The 20190-nt window shown below is 55.8% G+C and carries 19 protein-coding genes; 11 read left to right on the top strand and 8 right to left on the bottom strand.

Annotated elements, in window-relative coordinates:
- Window positions 1-213 precede the first annotated feature (213 nt).
- The 4 genes from ABDW72_RS18105 to ABDW72_RS18120 all read right to left on the bottom strand — a co-directional run bounded on the left by ABDW72_RS18105 (window position 214) and on the right by ABDW72_RS18120 (window position 5806).
- The gene (locus ABDW72_RS18105) at window positions 214-873 is read right to left on the bottom strand and encodes an SCO family protein (protein ID WP_347160014.1); all 660 of its coding nucleotides are present in this window, start codon (window positions 871-873) and stop codon (window positions 214-216) included.
- A complete protein-coding gene (locus ABDW72_RS18110; RefSeq protein WP_347160015.1) occupies window positions 870-1697 on the bottom strand; it encodes a formylglycine-generating enzyme family protein in 828 nt (275 codons plus the stop codon). The genes ABDW72_RS18105 and ABDW72_RS18110 overlap by 4 nt, the downstream gene beginning before the upstream one ends.
- 11 nt (window positions 1698-1708) lie before the next feature.
- Entirely contained in the window at window positions 1709-3187 is a 1479-nt protein-coding gene (nirK, locus tag ABDW72_RS18115; RefSeq protein WP_347160016.1) for a copper-containing nitrite reductase, read from the bottom strand.
- A 318-nt stretch (window positions 3188-3505) separates the two neighbouring features.
- Window positions 3506-5806 carry a nitric-oxide reductase large subunit gene (locus ABDW72_RS18120; RefSeq protein ID WP_347160017.1) on the bottom strand — a complete coding sequence of 767 codons (2301 nt, stop codon included), beginning with the start codon at window positions 5804-5806 and terminating at the stop codon, window positions 3506-3508.
- 178 nt (window positions 5807-5984) lie between these two features.
- On the opposite strand from ABDW72_RS18120, the gene ABDW72_RS18125 reads away from it, so the two are divergent.
- Window positions 5985-6530: a c-type cytochrome gene (locus ABDW72_RS18125; protein ID WP_347160018.1), complete on the top strand. Its 546-nt coding sequence runs from the start codon at window positions 5985-5987 to the stop codon at window positions 6528-6530.
- A 127-nt stretch (window positions 6531-6657) separates the two neighbouring features.
- Window positions 6658-7941 carry an alginate export family protein gene (locus ABDW72_RS18130; protein WP_347160019.1) on the top strand — a complete coding sequence of 428 codons (1284 nt, stop codon included), beginning with the start codon at window positions 6658-6660 and terminating at the stop codon, window positions 7939-7941.
- A gap of 105 nt (window positions 7942-8046) precedes the next feature.
- Here ABDW72_RS18130 and ABDW72_RS18135 read toward each other — a convergent pair whose 3' ends face one another.
- The 3 genes from ABDW72_RS18135 to ABDW72_RS18145 all read right to left on the bottom strand — a co-directional run bounded on the left by ABDW72_RS18135 (window position 8047) and on the right by ABDW72_RS18145 (window position 10885).
- Complete coding sequence (locus ABDW72_RS18135; protein ID WP_347160020.1) at window positions 8047-8424, bottom strand: GxxExxY protein; 378 nt, start codon at window positions 8422-8424, stop codon at window positions 8047-8049.
- Window positions 8425-8519: 95 nt separating this feature from the next.
- Window positions 8520-8969, bottom strand: coding sequence for a 6-pyruvoyl trahydropterin synthase family protein (locus ABDW72_RS18140; protein ID WP_347160021.1), 450 nt, complete (start codon window positions 8967-8969; stop codon window positions 8520-8522).
- Window positions 8966-10885, bottom strand: a complete 1920-nt coding sequence (locus tag ABDW72_RS18145; protein ID WP_347160022.1) for a nitronate monooxygenase family protein — start codon at window positions 10883-10885, stop codon at window positions 8966-8968. The genes ABDW72_RS18140 and ABDW72_RS18145 overlap by 4 nt, the downstream gene beginning before the upstream one ends.
- Window positions 10886-11010: 125 nt before the next feature.
- Between ABDW72_RS18145 and ABDW72_RS18150 the strand changes: the two genes are divergently transcribed.
- From ABDW72_RS18150 to ABDW72_RS18185, 8 genes are all read left to right on the top strand, one after another.
- Window positions 11011-11658, top strand: a complete 648-nt coding sequence (locus ABDW72_RS18150; RefSeq protein WP_347160023.1) for a thioredoxin family protein — start codon at window positions 11011-11013, stop codon at window positions 11656-11658.
- 123 nt (window positions 11659-11781) lie between these two features.
- Window positions 11782-13074 carry a hypothetical protein gene (locus tag ABDW72_RS18155; protein WP_347160024.1) on the top strand — a complete coding sequence of 431 codons (1293 nt, stop codon included), beginning with the start codon at window positions 11782-11784 and terminating at the stop codon, window positions 13072-13074.
- 144 nt (window positions 13075-13218) lie between these two features.
- Entirely contained in the window at window positions 13219-14178 is a 960-nt protein-coding gene (gene ric, locus ABDW72_RS18160) for an iron-sulfur cluster repair di-iron protein (RefSeq protein ID WP_347160025.1), read from the top strand.
- 125 nt (window positions 14179-14303) lie between these two features.
- Window positions 14304-14810, top strand: coding sequence for a hemerythrin domain-containing protein (locus ABDW72_RS18165; RefSeq protein ID WP_347160026.1), 507 nt, complete (start codon window positions 14304-14306; stop codon window positions 14808-14810).
- A 2-nt stretch (window positions 14811-14812) separates the two neighbouring features.
- Entirely contained in the window at window positions 14813-15634 is an 822-nt protein-coding gene (locus ABDW72_RS18170; protein WP_347160027.1) for a DUF2249 domain-containing protein, read from the top strand.
- Between the two features lie 4 nt (window positions 15635-15638).
- Window positions 15639-16946 carry a cytochrome C oxidase subunit I gene (locus ABDW72_RS18175; RefSeq protein WP_347160028.1) on the top strand — a complete coding sequence of 436 codons (1308 nt, stop codon included), beginning with the start codon at window positions 15639-15641 and terminating at the stop codon, window positions 16944-16946.
- Window positions 16927-17241, top strand: coding sequence for a metal-sulfur cluster assembly factor (locus ABDW72_RS18180; protein WP_347160029.1), 315 nt, complete (start codon window positions 16927-16929; stop codon window positions 17239-17241). Before ABDW72_RS18175 ends, ABDW72_RS18180 begins: the two co-directional genes overlap by 20 nt.
- A gap of 111 nt (window positions 17242-17352) precedes the next feature.
- Entirely contained in the window at window positions 17353-17736 is a 384-nt protein-coding gene (locus tag ABDW72_RS18185) for an RrF2 family transcriptional regulator (protein WP_347160030.1), read from the top strand.
- Between the two features lie 165 nt (window positions 17737-17901).
- Here ABDW72_RS18185 and ABDW72_RS18190 read toward each other — a convergent pair whose 3' ends face one another.
- Window positions 17902-18441 carry a universal stress protein gene (locus ABDW72_RS18190; RefSeq protein ID WP_347160031.1) on the bottom strand — a complete coding sequence of 180 codons (540 nt, stop codon included), beginning with the start codon at window positions 18439-18441 and terminating at the stop codon, window positions 17902-17904.
- Window positions 18442-18673: 232 nt separating this feature from the next.
- Between ABDW72_RS18190 and ABDW72_RS18195 the strand changes: the two genes are divergently transcribed.
- Complete coding sequence (locus tag ABDW72_RS18195) at window positions 18674-20185, top strand: sensor histidine kinase (protein WP_347160032.1); 1512 nt, start codon at window positions 18674-18676, stop codon at window positions 20183-20185.
- Window positions 20186-20190 lie beyond the last annotated feature (5 nt).

Raw genomic sequence — 20190 nt, forward strand, 5'->3', positions numbered from 1 at the left:
GCAGCTTTTTTGCCAGAGGCCCGGACGCTACCAGCAGCCCTTTTCGCTCAAAAAATGTGCCGTCGGCCCGGCAGCAGAAACTGTGGCAGCCTTTGCGTAGATTTTGCAGCCGCCGCCGCACATATGGCAGCCATCATGTATGCGGAAATGCAAAGACCCTGCGCTAAGGAGCAGGGTCTTCAGAAGGAAACAGAAAAAGTGAGGTGTAGACTATTATTCCAGCAAGGTGGCTGGCAGGTTTTTGAGTGCTTGCAGGGTTTCGGCAGGGTTTGTACCAAGGCCTTCCTGCTGATGTATGATTTCTCCTTCTGCATTCAACACCGTGATGAGGTTGGAGTGCGAGAAGTTGCCGTTCAGGTCTTTGGCATACTGCACGTTCAGCAGTGCGGCCAGTTCCCGGATATCGTCTGGCTGGCTGGTGAGCAGTGTCCAACGGCGGGTATCCAGGTGGTGGGCGACAGCAAAGGCCTTCAGTTTCTCCGGCGTGTCACGGTCCGGGTCCATGGTTACGAGCACAAAGCCTATCGCTTGCCGCTTGTCCTCCGGTAGCTTTGCCTCAATGTCCTGCAGGTCGGCGGTGAGGCGGGGGCAGGCGTAGGCGCAGCTGGTATACACCATCGCCACCACCTGCGGCTTGCCCTGCAGCTCCTCCAGCTTCAGCTGCCGGCCCTCCTGGTCCGTCCACTCCGAGCTCAGGTTGTACAGCGACAGGTCCGACAGGGCGCCGGCATGCGAAGCCATGGGAATGACGGCGGCTGAGGCCGTGGCAGCGGGTTTGGTGCAGCACAGTGGGATTTCGGCTTCCTGCTGCTGGCAGGCAAACAGGCCGGTCAACAGCAAAGGGAGCAGGTAAAAAGTATGTCTCGTTCTCATTTCTTTTTCTGGTTAGCAGGTTGGGTGCGGGCGGAGCCGCTGGGTGTACTTTGCGCGCAGCGGAAGCCGAGATTACCGACGGTATAGCTGGGCTTCAGGCTGGAGCGGAAGGCGTAGCGCATAAAGGCCACGTAGTTTTTAACGTTGGTGGCGCTGCTGGCCCCGGCCCCGCAGAACAGCTGCTGATCCTGGCTGCTGCTGCCCCGGGCGTCGTTCACCAGCAGGGTGGAGTTGTAGTCGGAGGTCCATTCCCACACCAGGCCGATCATGCCGTACACGCCGTAGTAGTTGCGGAAGCCGCTTTGCACCGGCGGTAGGTATTGCGGGTTGGGTTGGCTATACCACTCCAGGCTGCGCTGGTAAAATTGCTCATCATTCGTGGCGTCGGCCTTCGTTTCACTGGCAAGGGCGGCGTACTCCCACTCGTTCACGGTAGGCAGCCGCTTGCCCTGGCATTCGCAGTAGGCTTTGGCCGCAAACCACGACACGTTCGTCACCGGGCTGTTGGCGATCTTGGCTGCATCAGGGCCTATCCTTTGGTCGGCGGCCCAGTGACGCAGGTACTGCGCATCGGCAAAGAGCCTTTTCACCGTTGACTTCTGCCAGTTGGGGTGCTCCTTCACAAAGGCCAGGAATTCGGAGTTGGTCACCGGGTACTTGTCGAGCAGGAACGCCTGCACGGGCACCGGTGCCTTGCTGGCGCCGTAAAGCGGCACAAAAGGGCCTCCTTTGATCGGTGCCATCGGCGAAGGAGTGCGCTTTTGTGCCATACTTACGTGGCAAGTGCTGAGCAGCAGGAACAGGAAAAGGAGCTGTCGGGCCATGCCGTAAAGGGTTATTTCTGACTGATCGTTTTAGACTGCGCCACTTGCTGCGGCGTTACCTCGCCGCCTTTGTTGCCCCAGCTGTTCAGCACGAAGGTTAGCACGTTGGCCACCTGCTCGTCCGTCAGCTGCAGCTTGGGCATGGTGCTGTTGTAGAGCTTGCCGTTCACCTTGATCTCCCCCTCCAGTCCGTTCGACACGACACCAATGGCGCGGTGCACATCGGCGTTCAGGAAATCGGATTTGGCCAGCGGCGGGAAGGCGCCGTCCACGCCCTGTCCTTCGGACTGGTGGCAGGCCTGGCAGTTGCGGGCGAAAATGGTCTTGCCCAGCGCGATGCGTTCTGCCTTGCTGCTAGCCACCGGCGCTTTGGGTGCGGCAGCGGTCGGCATGTCCTGCACTGCAGAGCCTTCGGGCAAGTAGATCTTATCCGATATCTGGCCGGAGTAAATGTCCTTGTTTTCGGGGCCTTCCACTTTCAGCATGCCCAGCGCGCCTTTGTTAAAGGCCCGGAAGATGGCGTGGTCCACCAGGATGAAGTTGCCGGGCACGTTGGTGGTGAGCTCGGTGATGGCCGCGCCGCCGGCAGGCACCAGCGTGGTCTGCACGTTCTGGTTGGCGGTGGAGGCTCCCTCGGGGTATACTTTATCGAAGATCTCGCCGATGACGTGGAAGGAAGACACCAGGTTAGGGCCGCCGTTGCCCACGAACAGGCGCACGCTCTCGCCGGTTTTGGCGGTTAGGGAGTTGTCGCCGGTGAGGGCGCCAACAGAGCCATTGAAGAGCACGTAGGTCGGCTCCTCTTTCAGCGCCTTGCTCATGTCGAAGGGCTGCAGGCCGGGCGCCCCGAAATCGCCTTTGGTATAGAAGTCGCCCTGCATCACATAATATTCTTTATCTACCTTGGGCAGCCCGGCCTCCGGCTCCACCAGAATCAGCCCATACATGCCGTTGGCGATGTGCATGCCCACCGGCGCGGTGGCGCAGTGGTACACAAACAGGCCGGGGTTGAGGGCCTTAAAGGAGAACACCGTTTCGTGGCCGGGGGCGGTAAAGGTAGAGGCCGCGCCGCCGCCCTGGCCGGTTACGGCGTGCAGGTCGATGTTGTGCGGGTTCTTGCTGTCGGGGTGGTTCATCAGGTGAAACTCCACCTCATCGTTCTCGCGGATGCGGATGAACTTGCCCGGCACTGTGCCGCCAAAGGTCCAGAAGGTATAGTCCACGCCGTCGGCCAGCCGTTTCACCACCTCTTTCACCTCCAGGTGCACCACCACCTTGGCGGGTGTTTTACGGGTAATGGGAGCCGGCACCTGTGGCGGCGACGTCAGCTCCGCTTCTATGGTCGGCAGCTCTTTAGGGGCGGAGCTGGTGCCGGCTGTCAGCACGTTCTCGGCCTCCGTGGCCTGCGAGCTGCAAGAGCTCATAATACCCGCACTATAGATCGCAATGGCGAGTAGTTGTACTGTTTGGGTAATGGTTGACCTTTTCATATCGTATCAGGTATGGTAGAATTGATGGTACTAAATAAAGACTTAGCCCTCTTTTATTGAATGATGCCCGTCATGCCGCCGGGTGACTTCCATCACTATTGCCGAAGGGAGAAAAAGAGATGGGAGGGGATGTGTTATACTTCCTTTAAATTCATCTACTTATGTTTAATTGAGGCTATACTTTGTAGGCCGGCCGAGCCGCACTTGGGATAGGTTTCCCCTTAAAAACAGCCGACAAGTGTAGCGCCTCCAAAAAGCGAAAGCCCTGCACCGGACGAGAGGTCCGGCGCAGGGCTTTCTGTTGCTTTCGCGTACGCGTTATTTCACCAGGTTCTTTTGCTTCACGGTTGGGTAGTCCTCCAGCGTGATGTCTGTGTCGTCTTCCAGCGACCAGCCGGTTTTCAGGCCCACGATAAACCAGCCCAGGGCCAGCACCCCGCCGGCAAAAACCGTGTCGCCGATCACGCGCATCCAGCGCAGCGTTTGCATGGTGTCGGTCTGCATGAACTCCATGGAGCGGGCGTACCAGAGGCCATGCTCCACGCTGGCCCAGGTCTGCATCAAGCCGATAGGCAGCAAACTGATGAGGATCATCAGCGTCAGGCCGATGTTGATGGACCAGAAGGCGAAGCTGATGACGCCGTTTTTCCAGCGCCGGCGGGCCGCCATACTCTTCAGCACGAACAGCATCAGGCCGATGCCCAGGATGCCGTACACCCCGAACAGCGCCGCGTGGCCGTGCACCGCCGTGGTGTTGAGGCCTTGCATGTAATAGAGCGCAATCGGTGGGTTGATCACGAAACCAAATACGCCAGCACCCACCAGGTTCCAGAAGGCCACGGCAATGAAGCAGTAGATCGGCCATTTGTAGGCTTTGATCCACTCGGTGGCGCGGCTGATGGTGAGGTTGTGGTAGGCCTCGAAGCCGATGAGCACCAGCGGCACCACTTCCAGCGCGCTGAAGGTAGCGCCCAGCGCCAGCACAGAGGTAGGCGTGCCGCTGAAGTATAAGTGGTGGAACGTGCCGATAATACCGCCGAACAGGAAGATAATGGTGGAGAACAGCACGGTACCGGTGGCCAGGTGGGTGCGCAGCAGGCCCATCCGCACGAACAGGAACGCGATCACTACGGTGGCGAACACCTCAAAGAAGCCCTCTACCCACAGGTGCACCACCCACCAGCGCCAGTACTCGGCAATGGCCAGGTTGGTGTGCTGGCCCCACATCAGGCCGGCGGCGTAAAACAAGGCGATGGCTACGGAGGAGATCAGGAACATGCCCAGCAGGTGGCGACCCTCGGCCTGCGCCTTAAAGGCGGGCCAGATGGCGCGCGTCATCAGAAACAGCCACAATATCAGGCCCACCAGCAGGAACACCTGCCAGAAGCGGCCCAGGTCCACATACTCATAGCCTTGGTGGCCGAACCAGAAGTTCTGGGTATAGCCCAGCTTCTGCATGATGCCATACCACTGCCCGGCCATGGAGCCCACCACAATGAGGAGCAGGCAGACGAACAGGAAATTGACGCCCAGCCGCTGGAACTTCGGCTCATAACCCGACACGGCCGGGGCAATGTATAAGCCGGTGGCCAGCCAGGAGGTGGCGATCCAGAAAATGGCCAGTTGCACGTGCCAGGTGCGGCTCGCCGAGTAGGGGAGCAGCTCGGCCAGCGGCAGCCCGTACAGCTTTTGCCCCTCCACGCCGTAGTGCGCCGTCACCACGCCCATGATCACCTGCACCAGGATCAGGGCCGTCACGGTCCAGAAGTACTTGAGGGTGGCGCGCATGGACGGCGTGGCCTGCAGCCCCAGCAGCGGGTCCTGCTTGGGCAGGCGCTCCACGTCCAGTTCCTCTTCCTTGTTAGCGGCATAGTAATAGGCCAGCAACCCGATGCCCGCGATGAGAATGATCACGCTGAAGCCGGTCCAGATGATGAGGTCGCTGCTCGGGCGGTTGCCGACCAGTGTCTCGGCGGGCCAGTTGTTGGTGTAAGTCACCTCGGAGCCGGGGCGCTCGGTGACGCAGGCCCAGGAGGCCCAGAAAAAGAAGGCATTCATCTGGCGCATGCGCTCGGGGTCCTTGATGGCATTGTCGGCAATGGCATAGGCCTCGCGGTACTTGGCCATCTCCGGGTTATCGGTGAAGAGGCCGCTGTAAAACTGTCCGGTGTGGGCCACCGCCTTCGCCCGCAGGTCCGACACGGTGATGGTGTTGCGGGCCTTATCATAGGTGTTGGCGCGGATCTGCTGCTGGAGGCGGGCCTGCAGCATGGCCTGCGTCTCCTTGTCCAGCTGCGCATAGGGGGTGCCTTTGGCCTCCTGGGCCCAGCCGTCCAGTATAAACATCACCTCTTTGTGTATCCAGTCGGCGGTCCAGTCGGGGGCTACGTAGGCGCCGTGGCCCCACACAGAGCCCAGTTCCTGACCCCCGATCGACTGCCACACGTTCTGCCCGTTGCGGATGTCGTCGCCGGTAAAGAGCACCTGCCCAGAAGCGGTCATCACTTTGTCGGGAATGGGCGGGGCCTGGCGGTAGATCTCGGAGCCAAAATAGCCCAGCACGGAAAACGAGCCGATGATGACGGCCAGAAATCCGATCCAAAGTTTTGTGTATTTCATGATGCGATAGGTTTGAGTGAAATTCTCTTTGCATCACAAAGGTGTGGCAGAAGGAGAGGGGATAAAATGACATAGGTCATCAATAAAAGATATGTATGTCTTTTATTTAGGGCGAAAGGCCGTCTACCTTTGGTTTGTTGATCATCACCCCTTACATGCTACACCAATCATTAAAGACATGAAAAAGAGAAACCAAACCCCTGCGGCAGCCATGGCTAGAGTGACTGCCGGATCATCTTTACTGCTGGCAAGTATGGCTTTTTACAGCTGTTCCTACGGCGAAAGCGAAGGCATAAACAAAGAGGAATACCAGCAGGAGCAGACCGCCACGCCTGCAACACCAACCACAACCGCTGCGACACCTGCCGCCGCCGCCTCAGATGACGGCAAAGGCGTGGGGCCGGTAAAAGACGCGCAGGTAGGCGAGGGGATAGATGCTTCGCTGGCCAGCACCGGCAAGGAGCTGTTTGAGGGCAAGTGCGCTGCCTGCCACCAGCTATCCGACCAGAAGGTAATTGGCCCGGGCCTGGCGCATGTAACCGAGCGCCGCAAGCCGGAGTGGGTCATGAACATGATCCTGAACCCCGAAGAAATGACGAAAGAAGACCCGACCGCAAAAGCTTTGCTGGCGGAGCACAACGTGCAGATGGCGAACCTGAACCTAAACCAAGAGCAAGCCCGCGCTATTCTGGAGTATTTCCGCCAGCAAGACAAAGCCAGCTAAGTTGAGAACAACAAAGAGCTGCCTGCGCCAGCCCCGACAGCGCATGAAGCAGAGGTGACAGGTGCCTCTGCTTTGTGCTTTGGCAAATTGCGCAAGACCATACTTCCACTATTTAATTATGTGCGTTATGAAAAGATTATTTACTCACGCGCTCCTCCTGCTTGCCAGCCTTTTGTGCTCCGCGCAGGCGGCCTTTGCCCAGTTTTCATTATCTGCCGAGATCCGGCCCCGGGCGGAACTCCGCAACGGCTTTAAAACCGTGCAGACGGATAAAGAGTCGGCGGCTTTTTTTATTGAGCAGCGGTCGCGGCTCAACGTGAACTATGCCCATGATAAGCTGGCCCTGCGGCTGTCGGTGCAGGATGTGCGGGTATGGGGTGGCACCAACCAAGTGTACAAGGCAGACCCCAGCCTGATGAACGTGTATGAAGCCTATGGCGAGTACCGGTTTACGCCGGAGCTGGCGCTGCGGGTGGGCCGGCAGGAGCTAGACTACGACAATGCCCGTTTCCTGGGCAACCTGGATTGGGCGCAGCAGGGCCGCAGCCATGATGCCGTGCGGCTCATGTATGCCGACAGCACCGGCTTTGCCGTGCACATGGGCGCCGCCTTTAACCAAAACGTGCCCAATGAGCCTACCAAGCTGAGCAACACCTTCTACGGCGGCCTCGACAACTACAAGACCATGCAGTACCTATGGCTGCACAAGGAGGGAAGGCTGGGCAAAGTATCCGGCTTGTTCTTTAACGATGGGCGCCAGCGGGCCACCGACTCCACCGTGTTCTTCCGGCAGACATACGGGGTGCTGGGAGAGCGAAAAGCCGGGCCTGTAACGTTGGGCGGTGAGTTGTACTACCAGGGCGGCAAAGATCCGTCAGGCACAAAAGTCAGCGCTGTGCTGGCCGCCTTCAACGCCACCCTCCTCACCAAAGCCACGCCACTTACCCTGGGCGTAGACTACCTCTCTGGCTCCGGCGCCACCAACACCCGCAACCATGCCTTTGCGCCGCTCTATGGCACCAATCACGGCTTCTACGGTTTCATGGACTATTTTTATGTGGGCAACAACCACGGGCAGAACGGCCATACTGCCGGCTTAACCGATGTATACCTCAAGACCAGCTTCAAACTCAATCCCAAAATGGCTTTGCTGGCGAACTACCACCACTTTGAGTCGCCGGTGCGGGTGGTAAGTATGGAGGATGCCGGCACAAAGCTTCGCTCCCGGTTGGGCGAAGAGCTGGACCTGGTGCTGAACCTGAACGTGAACCCGGAGTTTAATGTGAAGGCCGGTTACTCCCAGCTGATGGCGACAGACGCGTTGGAAGCATTGAAAGGAAAGAAAGGGGAAGGCACAAACCAATGGGCCTGGGTGATGCTGACCTTCAAGCCGGTGCTGTTCAAGCAGTAGAGGTTTAACCGCGAAGTACGCGAAGACTTTACGCAAGGGGCGCAAGGAGGTATGACTCTCTTTGCGCCCTTGCGTTTTAACTTTGCGGTCTTGGCGGTAAAAAAATTACAAATTATTCACCACCCTCCGAACCCCATTCTTCAGCAACATCACATTAAAGTTGATCAGCAAGCCAAGTTTGCAATCGGCTAGTTTGAGGTAGGTGAGGAGCTGGGCCAGATGAATGTCATTCAACGCATCCACCGCTTTCACTTCGATGATAAACTTTTTCTCCACCATGATATCCACCCGGTAGCCCGCCTCCAGCTTTACCTCCTCATACAACAAAGGCAATGCTTTCTGCTTCTCTACAAGCAAGCCAGATTTAATCAGCTCATAGTATAAACAAGCTTCATACGCACTTTCCAATAGCCCCGGCCCTAATGCTCTGTGTACTTTCAAAGCAGCATCAAATACTAAACGAGCAATTTCATTCTCTGTCATTTCTTTGCGCTCTTTGCGTAAAAACCCTCGCGCCCCTTGCGGTTAAAATCTTACCGCTAAGAACGCGAAGGGTTTCGCAAGGTTCGCTAGGAGACTTATACCTGATCTGCCGCATACCACTCGGCAAAGGCGTTCTCTGTTTCCCAAAGCTTGAGGCTGTGCAACGCCACCTCCGCCGGCAACCATTTAAGCAACCTTGTTTTAAAGTCCAGCAGCATATTCTCGCAGGTGGGCTGGTAGGGCGTGAGCAGGATTTTGTGGTGCAGTTGCCGCAGCGGCTCCACTAGCGCTGGCGGCGTATCGGCGCGCAGGAGCAGGGCATGGTCCACAACATCCAGTATCTTTTCCTGCACCAGTTTTTTGAGGTCGCCGAAGTCCAGGACCATGCCGTTTTTCGGGTGCTGCTCGTCCACCAGCGGCGTGCCCATCACCGTTACCTCGAGCTTATACGAATGCCCGTGGATATTGCGGCAGGCGCCGTCATAGTGTAAGAGCGCGTGGGCCGCCTCAAAGGTGAAGCGGCGGGTTATGCGTATTTTACTCATACCGTCGCAGCTTCTTTTAGCCGTGCCGTCCAGAGCTGATCCTCTGCTTCGAGCAGTTCATCCAGCAGAAGTACCTGCTTTTCCAGCTGATCGGCAAACAGGGCGGGCAGTAGTTGTTTATAATAGCGGATGCCGGCCTGCAGGTTCTGCCAGAAATTCTGCAGGTACTTTTGCTGCTTTTCGGTGAGGCCGTCCAGCTGCTCGGCTTTCTTGTTTTTCCAGTAGTCGATGTACATGCGCAGCTCGTTCATGAACAGGTGCGGGCGGTACGTCTGGTTCAGGGCGTTAAAGCGGCCATAGATATGGTCTACCATCTCCTGCAGCCTGAACACGCCGGAGAAGTATGCCAGGTTGGGGCCGGGGCAAATGGTGACTGCTTTAGAAGCGGCTTTTTTTCCAATGGTAAAGAGCTGCAGCGCGGAGTTAGCCAGTCCGTCGCAGAGGCACTCTTTGGCCAGCACTTTGGCCTCCTCGGCTAGGTATACATGCGGGGCCAGGTTGCCGGCCTGCAGCTGCTCCAGCTTCCGTCGCTGGTATTTGCGGGAGGCCGTGCAGATGGGTTCGTTCGTAAACTCGGTGCTGAACACCAGGTGCTTTTTAATGCAGGGGCTGCCGGGCTTGCCTTTGCCAATGCGCTCCTCCTTTTGCTGTTCGCTGGAGGTTCCGCGCAACGCATTGAAGGGAACACCCAGCGGCGAGATCGGGCTCAGGTAAAGGTCATCAGCCGTGGCCTGCACCAGCTTTGCCAGCGTCTCGTCGTCCACGGTGGTGGCTTCGGGTACCAGCAGGAAAGGCGTGCCCCAGCCGGTGGCGTCTGCGCCATAGTGCTGCAGCATAAAAGTGTGCTCTTCGGCCGTTCCGAGGCCGCCCTGCACCGTCAGTTTTTGGGTCGGAATCTGTAAGGGCACGTGCAGGCCTTTGGAGGCGAGTGCAGAGCTCCAGATGCTGTAAAGCTCCTCCCGCATCCCTTCGCGGTTTTGCTTGAATTCCTCCATAATAGGGCCCAGCAGGTAGCCATCGGTGGCAAAGGCGTGGCCGCCGCAGTTCAACCCTGACTCCACCCGAAACTCCGACACCCAAATGCCTTTTTTCGCCAGGATCTTGCCCTGCACAAAAGCGGAGCGGTAGTCGCTCACCTTGATGATGACCTGCTTTTGGAACCTATCATTTTTATCCTGAGCAAAGCACGGGAACTGCTCCAGGTAACTATAGAGGCGCATGTTCATACCTGCCGAGAAAACAACTGCCCCGCCCACCGTGCTGTTAGCAAAGCCACGCAGTGCCGACAGCGCATCCGAATATTCCTGTGGCAGCGGCTCCCCGTTTTTGGCGTAATTCGTTTTATCGAGCTTGGTCATGATGTTCACATCGATGCTGCCTGGCACCACGGCATTGCGCAGGGCCTGCTGCAGGTGATGCTTCTGCTCGGCGTCTACGGTTTGGCACATGTTCAAGTATAAAGCCCGCATAGGCGCGTTGTTTGGGAGCATCCGGAAGTATTTGGCCAGTTCCGACTCCGGCGTGAATTCCTCCTGCCGCAGCGCCTGTACCTGCTCTTTCACCAGCTCATCCAACAAATTGAGGTAAGCCGTGATGCGCCGGGCCCGGTAATCTTCCTGATCGGTGGTGATGGGCGTATAGGCGCGTTGGTACTGCTGGCAATAGTGCGTCCGCATTTGCTCCAGCAACTTATCGTCGCTGATAGAAACCACGGAGGAAATGCCGAAGCGGGCCACTTTTAAAGGAGAATCAACGGTAAAGGCCAGTCCCATGACAGGGATGTGAAAGGTATGAGGTGCGTTTGGACACATGCGTGTGAGGTATAAGGGAATGTTCTTGAAAGCGTTTTTCAGGCTGCCAAGGTAGCGGCAGCGGCGTGGAGGCGGTATGAGCTGGATCAGTTGGGAAGCTGACATGCGTCATTGCTATATTCCAAAGTATGCATGTTGATGCACTTCGCCGGAAAATTTTAGAAGAAGTGACAAGTGTCATTTCTAAGGCTGTTGCGTTGTGCTAAACTTGCAGAAACTCCTTAGAACTCATGGAATTATTTGCGATAACTGCCCCAGCCATGCTTAACCCGCGCTCTTACCCGGCCTATAGGAGCGTGGTGGAGGAACTGGTCAGGCAGCAGAAAACCACAGGCCCTGAACAGACGGAGCGGCGGATTGACCTCACCCGCCAGAACTGGCAGCGAATGCAAGAGGTAGAGTCGCAGTATGAACTGCTGCCCGCTTTGCAGGAACTATTGCAGATGCATCAGCCCCAGTGGCAGTGGGTGGTGTTAGCCGAAGCCTGGTGTGCCGATTGCGCCGCGCTCGTGCCAGCCCTTGCGGCCATCGCAGCCGCTTCGCCTGGTATTAAGCTGCGGGTGCTGCTGCGGGATGAAAACCCCAACTGGATGGACAGCAGCCTCACCAAAGGCAGCCGCGCTATTCCGAAACTAGTTTGCTATGCAGCAGCAAGCGGCGAAAAGTTGTTTTCCTGGGGGCCGCGGCCGCTTGCCATCCAGGAGCAGCTAAATAGGTTCCAATCTGATCATCCTGACGCCCCGGCGGAGGAGGAGAATTTATTCCTGCACACCCGCTATGCCCAAGACCGCAGCAAGGCCGTGCAGCAGGACCTGCTGGCGCTGGTGCAGGAGGCCCTGAAAACAGACGAGCAGCGGGAGCCAGTAGTGGCGTTTTAAGGGGAGCTCTTGTATCCTTTGCGTAGATCTTTGCGTTCTTCGCGGTTAGCCCTTCACCGCAAGAGACGCAAAGGAAGCGCCAGGAACGCAACGTGGCACGGTGGCTTAAAAATAAAGTATAAGATGCACGCTAGTTTTAGACGGGATTGGTTGTTAGTGGCCCTGCTGAATTTGGTGGTGGTGGCCTTCCTGGGCTTGCTGCTCCGGTGGCTGTACGTGGCGCCGGTGGAGGGTATCAACTATAAGTTTTTGCTGCACGGGCACTCGCACGTAGCCCTGCTGGGCTGGCTGTACTCGGCTTTTTTTGTGGCCTTGCTGCACGTCTACCTGCCCTCGGAAATGCAGCAAAAAAAAGTATATGCCTGGCAGTTCTGGCTCTCGCAGGGGGCGGTGGCGGGTATGCTGGTGAGCTTCCCGCTGCAGGGCTACGCCTTGTTTTCCATCATCTTCTCCACGCTGCACATCCTGTTGAGCTACGGGTTTGCCTACCGGTTCTGGCGCGATGCCAGGGCTGTTCAGCGCAACCAGGAGCAGCATCGGCTATCGTTTAACTTCATCAAAGCCGCGCTTTTTTTCCTGGTGCTCTCCTCCCTGGGTCCCTGGGCGATGGGGCCGATCATGGCCACCGGCCACCATGGCGACAGCCTATACTTTAACGCCATTTACTTTTACCTGCACTTCCAGTACAACGGCTGGTTCACTTTTGCCGTGCTGGGCCTGTTTTTCTGGCTGCTTGAGAAGCATCAAATACACTTCAACCGCAGGTTGGCCATGTCTTTTTTTCGCTGGATGTTCTGGTCCTGCCTGCCCGCGTACCTGCTCTCCGTACTCTGGACCAAACCGGCTGCTATACTTTATGTTGTCGGCGGGGCCGCCGCCTTTGGACAGGTAATGGCGTTGGTCTTGCTGGTGCGGATGCTGTACCCTATGCGCCAGGCCATCCTGCGCTTGTTTGATGATTGGAGCCGTGGTTTGATCTACTTGTCCGCGCTGGCTTTTGTGCTGAAAGTACTGATGCAGTTCTCCACGGCTTTCCCCTACATGGCCGACCTGGCCTACCGGCAGCGCAACTTCGTGATTGGTTACCTGCACCTGGTGCTGCTGGGCTTTGTTAGTTTGTTTGTGTTTGCCTTTTTCGTGCAGCAGCGCTGGCTGAGCCTGGCGCAGCGCCAAAGCCGCCTTGGCATCAGCTTTTTAGTGGCTGGCATCCTCAGCAGCGAAGCGTTACTATTTCTGCAGGGTGTTCTGTACTGGGCTGGCCTTGGTACTTTACCGCACTACTTCGGCCTGCTGTTTAGCCTGAGTGTTGCTTTGCCCGTTGGAATCCTGTTGTTTTTCCTGGCGCAGCTCACAGATCGCCACCCAAAAATCGGGCAGCCAAAAACTACCTTAAACCTGCAGCACAGCCAGGTATAAAGCATTAATCCTGTCATTCTTCAGAAGTGACAAAGATCATCTGTATAGAAGACATTTGTCTCTTTTATTCTGTCTTGTCTTCTCTACTTTTACAACGGTGATGATCACAACCCCTCAATCTTTAACAATCATAAAATCATACAAATGGAACATACCCTTCCCATCGACATACTGGATGTAACCGTGCTCGAACCACGCCTGAAGCATCCCACCATCTTCGACCGCTTCGATCAGCTGCAGGGCGGCGAGGCTTTCATCATTCACAACGACCACGACCCCAAGCCGCTCTACTACCAGTTGCTGGGCGAGCGCGGTAATAGCTTTAAGTGGGAGTACCTGGAGCAGGGCCCCGAAGTATGGGAAGTGCTCCTCTCGAAGCTGAACCGGGAAACTGGCGACACCGTGGGTGAGCTCGTAGCCAAGGATTTTCGCAAAGCGCAGGTATTCAAAAAGTATGGCATTGATTTCTGCTGCGGCGGTAAAAAATCGGTGAAGCAGGTGTGCGAAGAAAAAGGCCTGGACGCTACCAAAGTAGAACAGGAGCTGCAGGCCCTTCCTGATGCCAGCACCACCAACGAAACCGACTACGCCAGCTGGGAACCTGCGTTCCTGGCCGATTACATCGTGAACGTGCACCACAAGTATGTGCGCGAGGCGATACCGGTCTTGTATGAGTATACTTCGAAGATTGCCCGCGTGCACGGCAAGCGACATCCGGAGCTGCTGGAGATCGCCAAGCACTTTGTGAACGTGGCTAACGAGCTAGAGGCGCACATGCCGAAGGAGGAGCGCGTGCTGTTCCCCTTCATCAAGCAGCTGGCCGAAGCGCAAAAGAGCGGCGTAAAGCTGGACAAGCCGGCTTTCGGCACCATTCAGAACCCGATCAATATGATGGAGATGGAGCACGAGGTAGCCGGCAACGACATGGAGGCGATCCGCGAGCTGAGCGGCAACTATACGCTGCCGGAGGATGCCTGCGCCACCTATACCGTCGCCTATAAAAAGCTGCAGGAGTTTGAAGAGGACCTGCACCGCCACATCCACCTCGAGAACAACATCCTGTTTCCAAAAACACTGGAGATGGAAAAAGAAGTGATACGATAAACTATGTGTCTGAAAAAGGATTTGCGGGATTTTAGGAATAGGGGATTTTATACATCATGGAACCAAATAATCCTGTTCATCTTATAACCTGTAAATCCTGATTCGGGCTACAATCGACCATGGATATGAAAAAGACAGAAGCTAGCCCCCAGAAAAGAGATAAAAGCCTGTTGCCGCTTTCGCGGGAGCACCACTTTGGCCTACTGTTCTGCTGGAAACTGCGGCAGGGGCTCAATAACGGCACCGACCTGCAGGTGCTGCGCGATTACGTGCGCTATTTCTGGGACACGATCCTGAAAGACCATTGCGAAGAAGAAGAGTGGCTGCTGCAACGGTTGCTGCCTGAAAACGACGCGCAGCGCATCCGCATGGAGGAGGAACACCACCTGCTGTATGGCATCGTGCACCTGATCAGCCACAACAAGCGCCTGACGCGCGACCTGTTCGAGACGCTGCAGCAGGACCTCAACGACCATGTGCGTTGGGAGGAGCGGGAGCTGTTTCCCTACCTGCAGGCCACCGCGCCCGCCGATGAACTGGAGCAGGCCGGCAAGCTGCTGGAATACCGGCACACGGTGCACACCGACACGTTTACTCCTGAGTTCTGGACTAAAGCCACAACAGCAGCATAAAGATGAAACTTGCCGCTGACACCAAGATCTCGGCCATCATCAAAGCTAACCCTGCCGCGATAGAGATCATTGCAGGCATTAGCAGCCACTTTGAGAAGCTGCGCAACCCGCTGCTGCGTAAACTGCTGACCTCGCGGGTAAGTATAGGCGATGCTGCCCGCATTGGTGGTTGCCAGGTAGATGATTTCTTTCAGAAGCTAGGTCCGCTGGGCTTTACCGTGAACGAACCGGAGGAGCCGGAAAAACCGGAAGTAAGGACAACAGGAGCCTCTAAACCCGGTTTTCTGCAGCAACTTTCTCCTGATAAGATTACGACGCTGGATGTGCGGCCGCAGATTGCCTCCGGTCAGGACCCTTACCGCAGCATTATACTCGCAGTGAATGCGCTGACTACCGGGCAGGCACTGCTACTGGTCAATACCTTTGAGCCGACGCCCCTGCTGACCATACTTCAAAAGAAAGGCTTTAGCCATTTTGTAGAGAAGCTGTGTTCTGAACTGGTGTATACTTACTTCTGGAGAGCAACAACTGCTGCTCCTGTTGCCGAAGAAACCCCGCAGCAAACTACTGAAGACACGTTTGAAGATAAGCTGGCTTCATATACCGGTAAGATGCGTCGGGTGGATGTACGCCAACTGGAGATGCCAAAACCCATGATCACGATTCTGCAGGAACTCGAGCGGTTAACGATGGCCGAGGCGCTGTATGTGCTCCATAAGCGCGTGCCGCAGTACCTGCTACTGCAATTGCAGGAGCGGGGCTTTGCCATAAGTATAAAAGAGGCAGGGCCCGGCGAAGTATACTTGCTGATTTATAAAATCTAAGACCATGCCCGCTACGACTGCTTCCAACTCACCTGCCAAATGGGTTGTGCTGCCGCATTATGCCTTTGCTGCGCTCTCTTTTATGGCGCTGAGCGTACTGCTGCTGTTCTCGACTGATGCGTTTGGAGGCCACTATTTCAATCCGAAGCTGCTCACGCTCACGCATGTCACGGTACTGGGCTGGGCCACCATGCTGATCTTCGGGGCGCTTTACCAGTTGCTGCCCGTGGTGCTGGAGGGGCGGCTGTATAGTGAGAAACTGGCGCTTTATACTTTTGGGTTACTGGCGTCGGGCACCCTGCTGCTGGCGTGCGCCTTCTGGCATTTCTGGGTAGACGTGCCCCTGCAACTGGCAGCCATTTTGCTCTTTCTGGCTTTCGTGCTCTTTACCCTCAATGTCATTCAAACTGCCCGTAAAGCTCCAAAGTGGACGATCGAAGCGGACTTTATCGTGACCTCGGCTATCTGGCTGCTGGTAACAGGGGCGGTAGGGCTGCTGATGGCCTTTAACTTCACCTTTGCCTTTCTGCCCGAGCAGCACCTGCATTACCTGCAGCTGCATGCCCACATCGGCATGGCCGGCTGGTTTCTGCTGCTCATCATTGGCGTTGGTTCCAAGCTAATTCCCATGTTTCTGCTGGCGCACCCCACGAGTACAAAAAAGCTGCACTGGTCCTACAACCTGGTAAACGGCGGACTGGTGCTTTTTATCTTCGACCACCTGTTTTTGCACACGGTTTTTGTGCCCGCTTATGCAGCGTTGGTTACCGGAGGCGTCGGCTTGTTTTTGTGGTTCCTGGCAGACGCCAACAAGCTAAAGCGGCGCGAGGATCTGGACCTGGGGATGAAGCAAACTTTCGTGGCGCTGCTGCTCACATTTCTGCCCCTGGCGCTGCTGTTTGTAGTAGGTGGAAACTTTACTTTGCCGCAGCACTTGCTTTCTTCCATTTACCTGGTGTACGGCATCTCCATTTTCCTGGGCTTCATCTCGGCCCTCATACTCGGGCAGACCTTCAAAACCCTACCCTTTATCATCTGGATGCACGCGTACGAGGAGTATGTGGGCCGCTTTAAAACACCCCTGCCCAAGGACCTGTACAGCCATACCTGGCTGCGCTGGCAGAACAGCTTTTACCTGGCTGGCTTGCTGCTGCTGCTGGGGGGCGTGCTCCTGAGAATACAGCCGGTTATACTTGCCGGCGCACTTTGCTTTTGCGTAACGGCCCTGCTGTATGCCGCCAATGTTTTCCGGCTGCTGGCGCACAAAGCGCACGATTTAAAACCTTTTACCTATGGAAGCGCAAACACCTGATTTCGGAGACGAGGTTTTCGAGACGCTCAAATACATTATCGACCCCGAGGTGGGGATAAACATTATAGACCTGGGGCTGGTTTACCAGGTGGCTCTGGAGGGTGACACACTGGAAGTGCAGCTGACGCTGACCACGCCCGGCTGCCCCATGAGCAACACGATTGTGACAGCAGCCGAGCAGATCCTGCGCAAGCGCTTCCCAAACCTGGAGGTGCAAGTGGCGCTGGTCTGGTCGCCGCCCTGGTCTACTGAAATGATCACTGAAGAGGGCCTGCGCCAGCTTGAAAGGCAGTAAGACCCTTGCGAACGTAGCGCTTACTTCGCGTTTAAATACCAACCGCGAAGGCCGCAACGTCTTTACGCACAGTTCGCCAGGGTTTCATACAGCAGCTTAGCTATAGAATTCATGTTATCGAAGACCACAGAATACGCCCTCCGCGCCATCGTGTACATTGCCCTTAGCAACACCGAGGGGCACCGTGCCGGCGTAAAGGAGATTGCCAAAGAACTGGAGCTGCCCGAGCCGTTTATGGGCAAGATCCTGCAGGACCTGGTGCGTAAAGGCATAATCGCCTCGGCCAAAGGACCCCATGGTGGCTTTTTTCTGCATCGCCCGGCCAGTGATATCAGCATTCTGGAAGTGGTGCGCCAACTCGATGGGCTGGATGAATTCAGGAAATGCGGAATGGGAATGAAGGAATGCTCCGACAAGCACCCCTGCCCGCTGCACAACGACATCAAAGCCTACCGCGACCACCTGCTAAAGGTATTCAGCGCCAAAACCATATAGGACCTGGTGGATGAGATCAAATCAGGAAAATACTTTATCAAAAACGTGCCTGAAGAGCAGCTGGGAATTAGTTAAAAAGAGCAAGTATAAGAGAGGCTTGGGTATACTTTAGTAAGTTGTAGCACAAGAGCTTCAGCTTTTAGTTAACTGCGCGTGTTTTGCAATTTAAGTAGCATTGGCGCAAGCTGCTCTAATGCCTTCGGATTGGAGCAATTCCGGTTCTCCGGCGACAAAGTACATTTCTGTTTGCCCGGCTTTTTGTACGTAAGACAAATCAGCACCCGGAATAAAAACGGCACCAGCAGGAATAGCTAAAACAGGTATCTGAGTTTTCTGAATAACAGCGTTAGCCACCTCTCTTTTCGCCTTCAAACACGCACTACAGCCCAGCACGATCAAGTTTGCTTTCACTTTGCTGGCCAGGGCCGTAATCTCTTCTGCAGCATTGCCCGGCTTGAGCAGGCGCGTAACCGATACGCCCTGTTTCTTGTGCAGCTCCCGTGCCAGGGCATCCAGTTTCGCCTGCGAGCGTACTTCCAAATCAGTTAAAGCTATTTCTTCTGCATCAGCCGCTGCAAACAATGGGAGCACGTGCAGCAAGATCAGTCTGCCACCGGTAGCACTGGCCAGCTGCGCTGCGTAACGTGCTGCTGCCTCGGCACCTTCCGTAAAATCTGTCGCGACAAGTATATTCTTAAGTTTCATAGAAGCTTGTGTTATAGATAAGCAGCAGTTAGAGCGCTGGTGTGTAAGCGGCTAATACCTGCTGCTGTCTGAGTTTGTAAAGGTACCATTAACGTATGGAGGAGCGGATGATTTCAGACACTCCAAAAAATGACATATATCACTATCCGGGAATGTATGGCTGCGGAGTTGGCAATTCTTTGCAGAAGTACCTATTTTTACGAGAAGGCTATACAAGAAATACGTGGATACGATGGAAAATAAGTCGCGGCTGAAGGCGATCATTGATACGGCGATAGATGGCATCATCACCATCGACAGCCACGGCATCATCGAAACGGTAAATCCGGCAGCGGCGAAAATATTCGGTTATGAGCCAGAGGAAGTGCTTGGGCGCAACATCAGCATGCTGATGCCGGAGCCGGATCGCAGCCAGCATGACCAATACATTGAGAACTACCTGCGCACAGGGCATGCCCAGATCATTGGGAAAGGCCGCGAAGTGATGGGCAAAAAGAAAGACGGCACGGTGTTCCCGTTCCTGCTCAGTATTAGCGAAGTGCAGCTACCCGACAAGCTCATTTTCACCGGCATCGTGCACGACATCACGGAGCTCAAAAAGACAGAAGCGGCTCTGCGCGAGAGTGAGAACAAAATCAATTCCATTATTCAGGCGGCCGTGGATGGCATCATTACCATCAACATGCGGGGCATCATTGAGATGGTGAATCCTTCGGCGGCGAAATTGTTTGGCTATGATGCCACAGAGTTGCTGGGGAAGAGCATCAACGTGCTGATGCCGGAACCTGACCGCAGCCTGCACGACGGCTACATGCACCATTACGAGGTGACAGGAGAGAAGCGCATCATCGGCATTGGCCGGGAAGTGACGGGCAAGCGCAAAGATGGGAGCGTATTTCCATTTTACTTGAGCATCAGCGAAGTACAGTTGGCCGACCGCAAAGTATATACGGGTTTTGTGCACGACATCACCAAACAGAAATTAGACGAAGAACGCCTGCGCCGTTACGCTGCCGAGCTGGAGCGCAGCAACCGTGAGCTGCAGGACTTTGCCTACGTATCCTCGCATGACCTGCAGGAGCCGCTGCGCAAGATACAGGCCTTCGGCGACCGGCTGCTCACCAAAGAGTACGACCACCTGAGCGAGCAGGGCAAAGACTATGTAGACCGCATGTTGAATGCCGCCTCGCGCATGCAGAACCTGATCAACGACCTGCTCGATTTCTCGCGGGTTACCTCCAAGTCGAAGGCATTTGTGAAGGTAAGCCTCGACGAGATCTTGTCGGAAGTGATCTCAGACCTTGAGGTAAGCATCGAGCAAACAGGCGCAGAGATCATCCGCTCGCCATTGCCTGACATTGAGGCGGAGCCGACGCAAATGCGGCAGCTGTTTCAGAACCTGCTCAGCAATGCCATTAAATTTCGGAAGCCCAACGAGAGCCCCATCATCAATATTTATGCAAAGAACCTGCAGCGCAAAGCACACCTCACCGCCACACCCGGCGACGAGGTAACGGAAATTTACATTGAAGATAACGGGATCGGCTTTGATGAGAAGTACCTGGACCGCATCTTCAACATTTTTCAACGACTGGAGGGGCAGAAGTATGAGGGCTCGGGTATTGGCCTGGCCGTGTGCCGCAAGATTGCCATACGGCATGGCGGCGACATCACCGCCACCAGTCAGCCCGGCGTGGGCACCCGCTTTATCATTACGCTTGCACTAAGACAACCACAGGAATAATATAC

Origin of the sequence: Pontibacter chitinilyticus (genome assembly GCF_039748935.1) — a bacterium.
Lineage (GTDB): Bacteria > Bacteroidota > Bacteroidia > Cytophagales > Hymenobacteraceae > Pontibacter > Pontibacter chitinilyticus.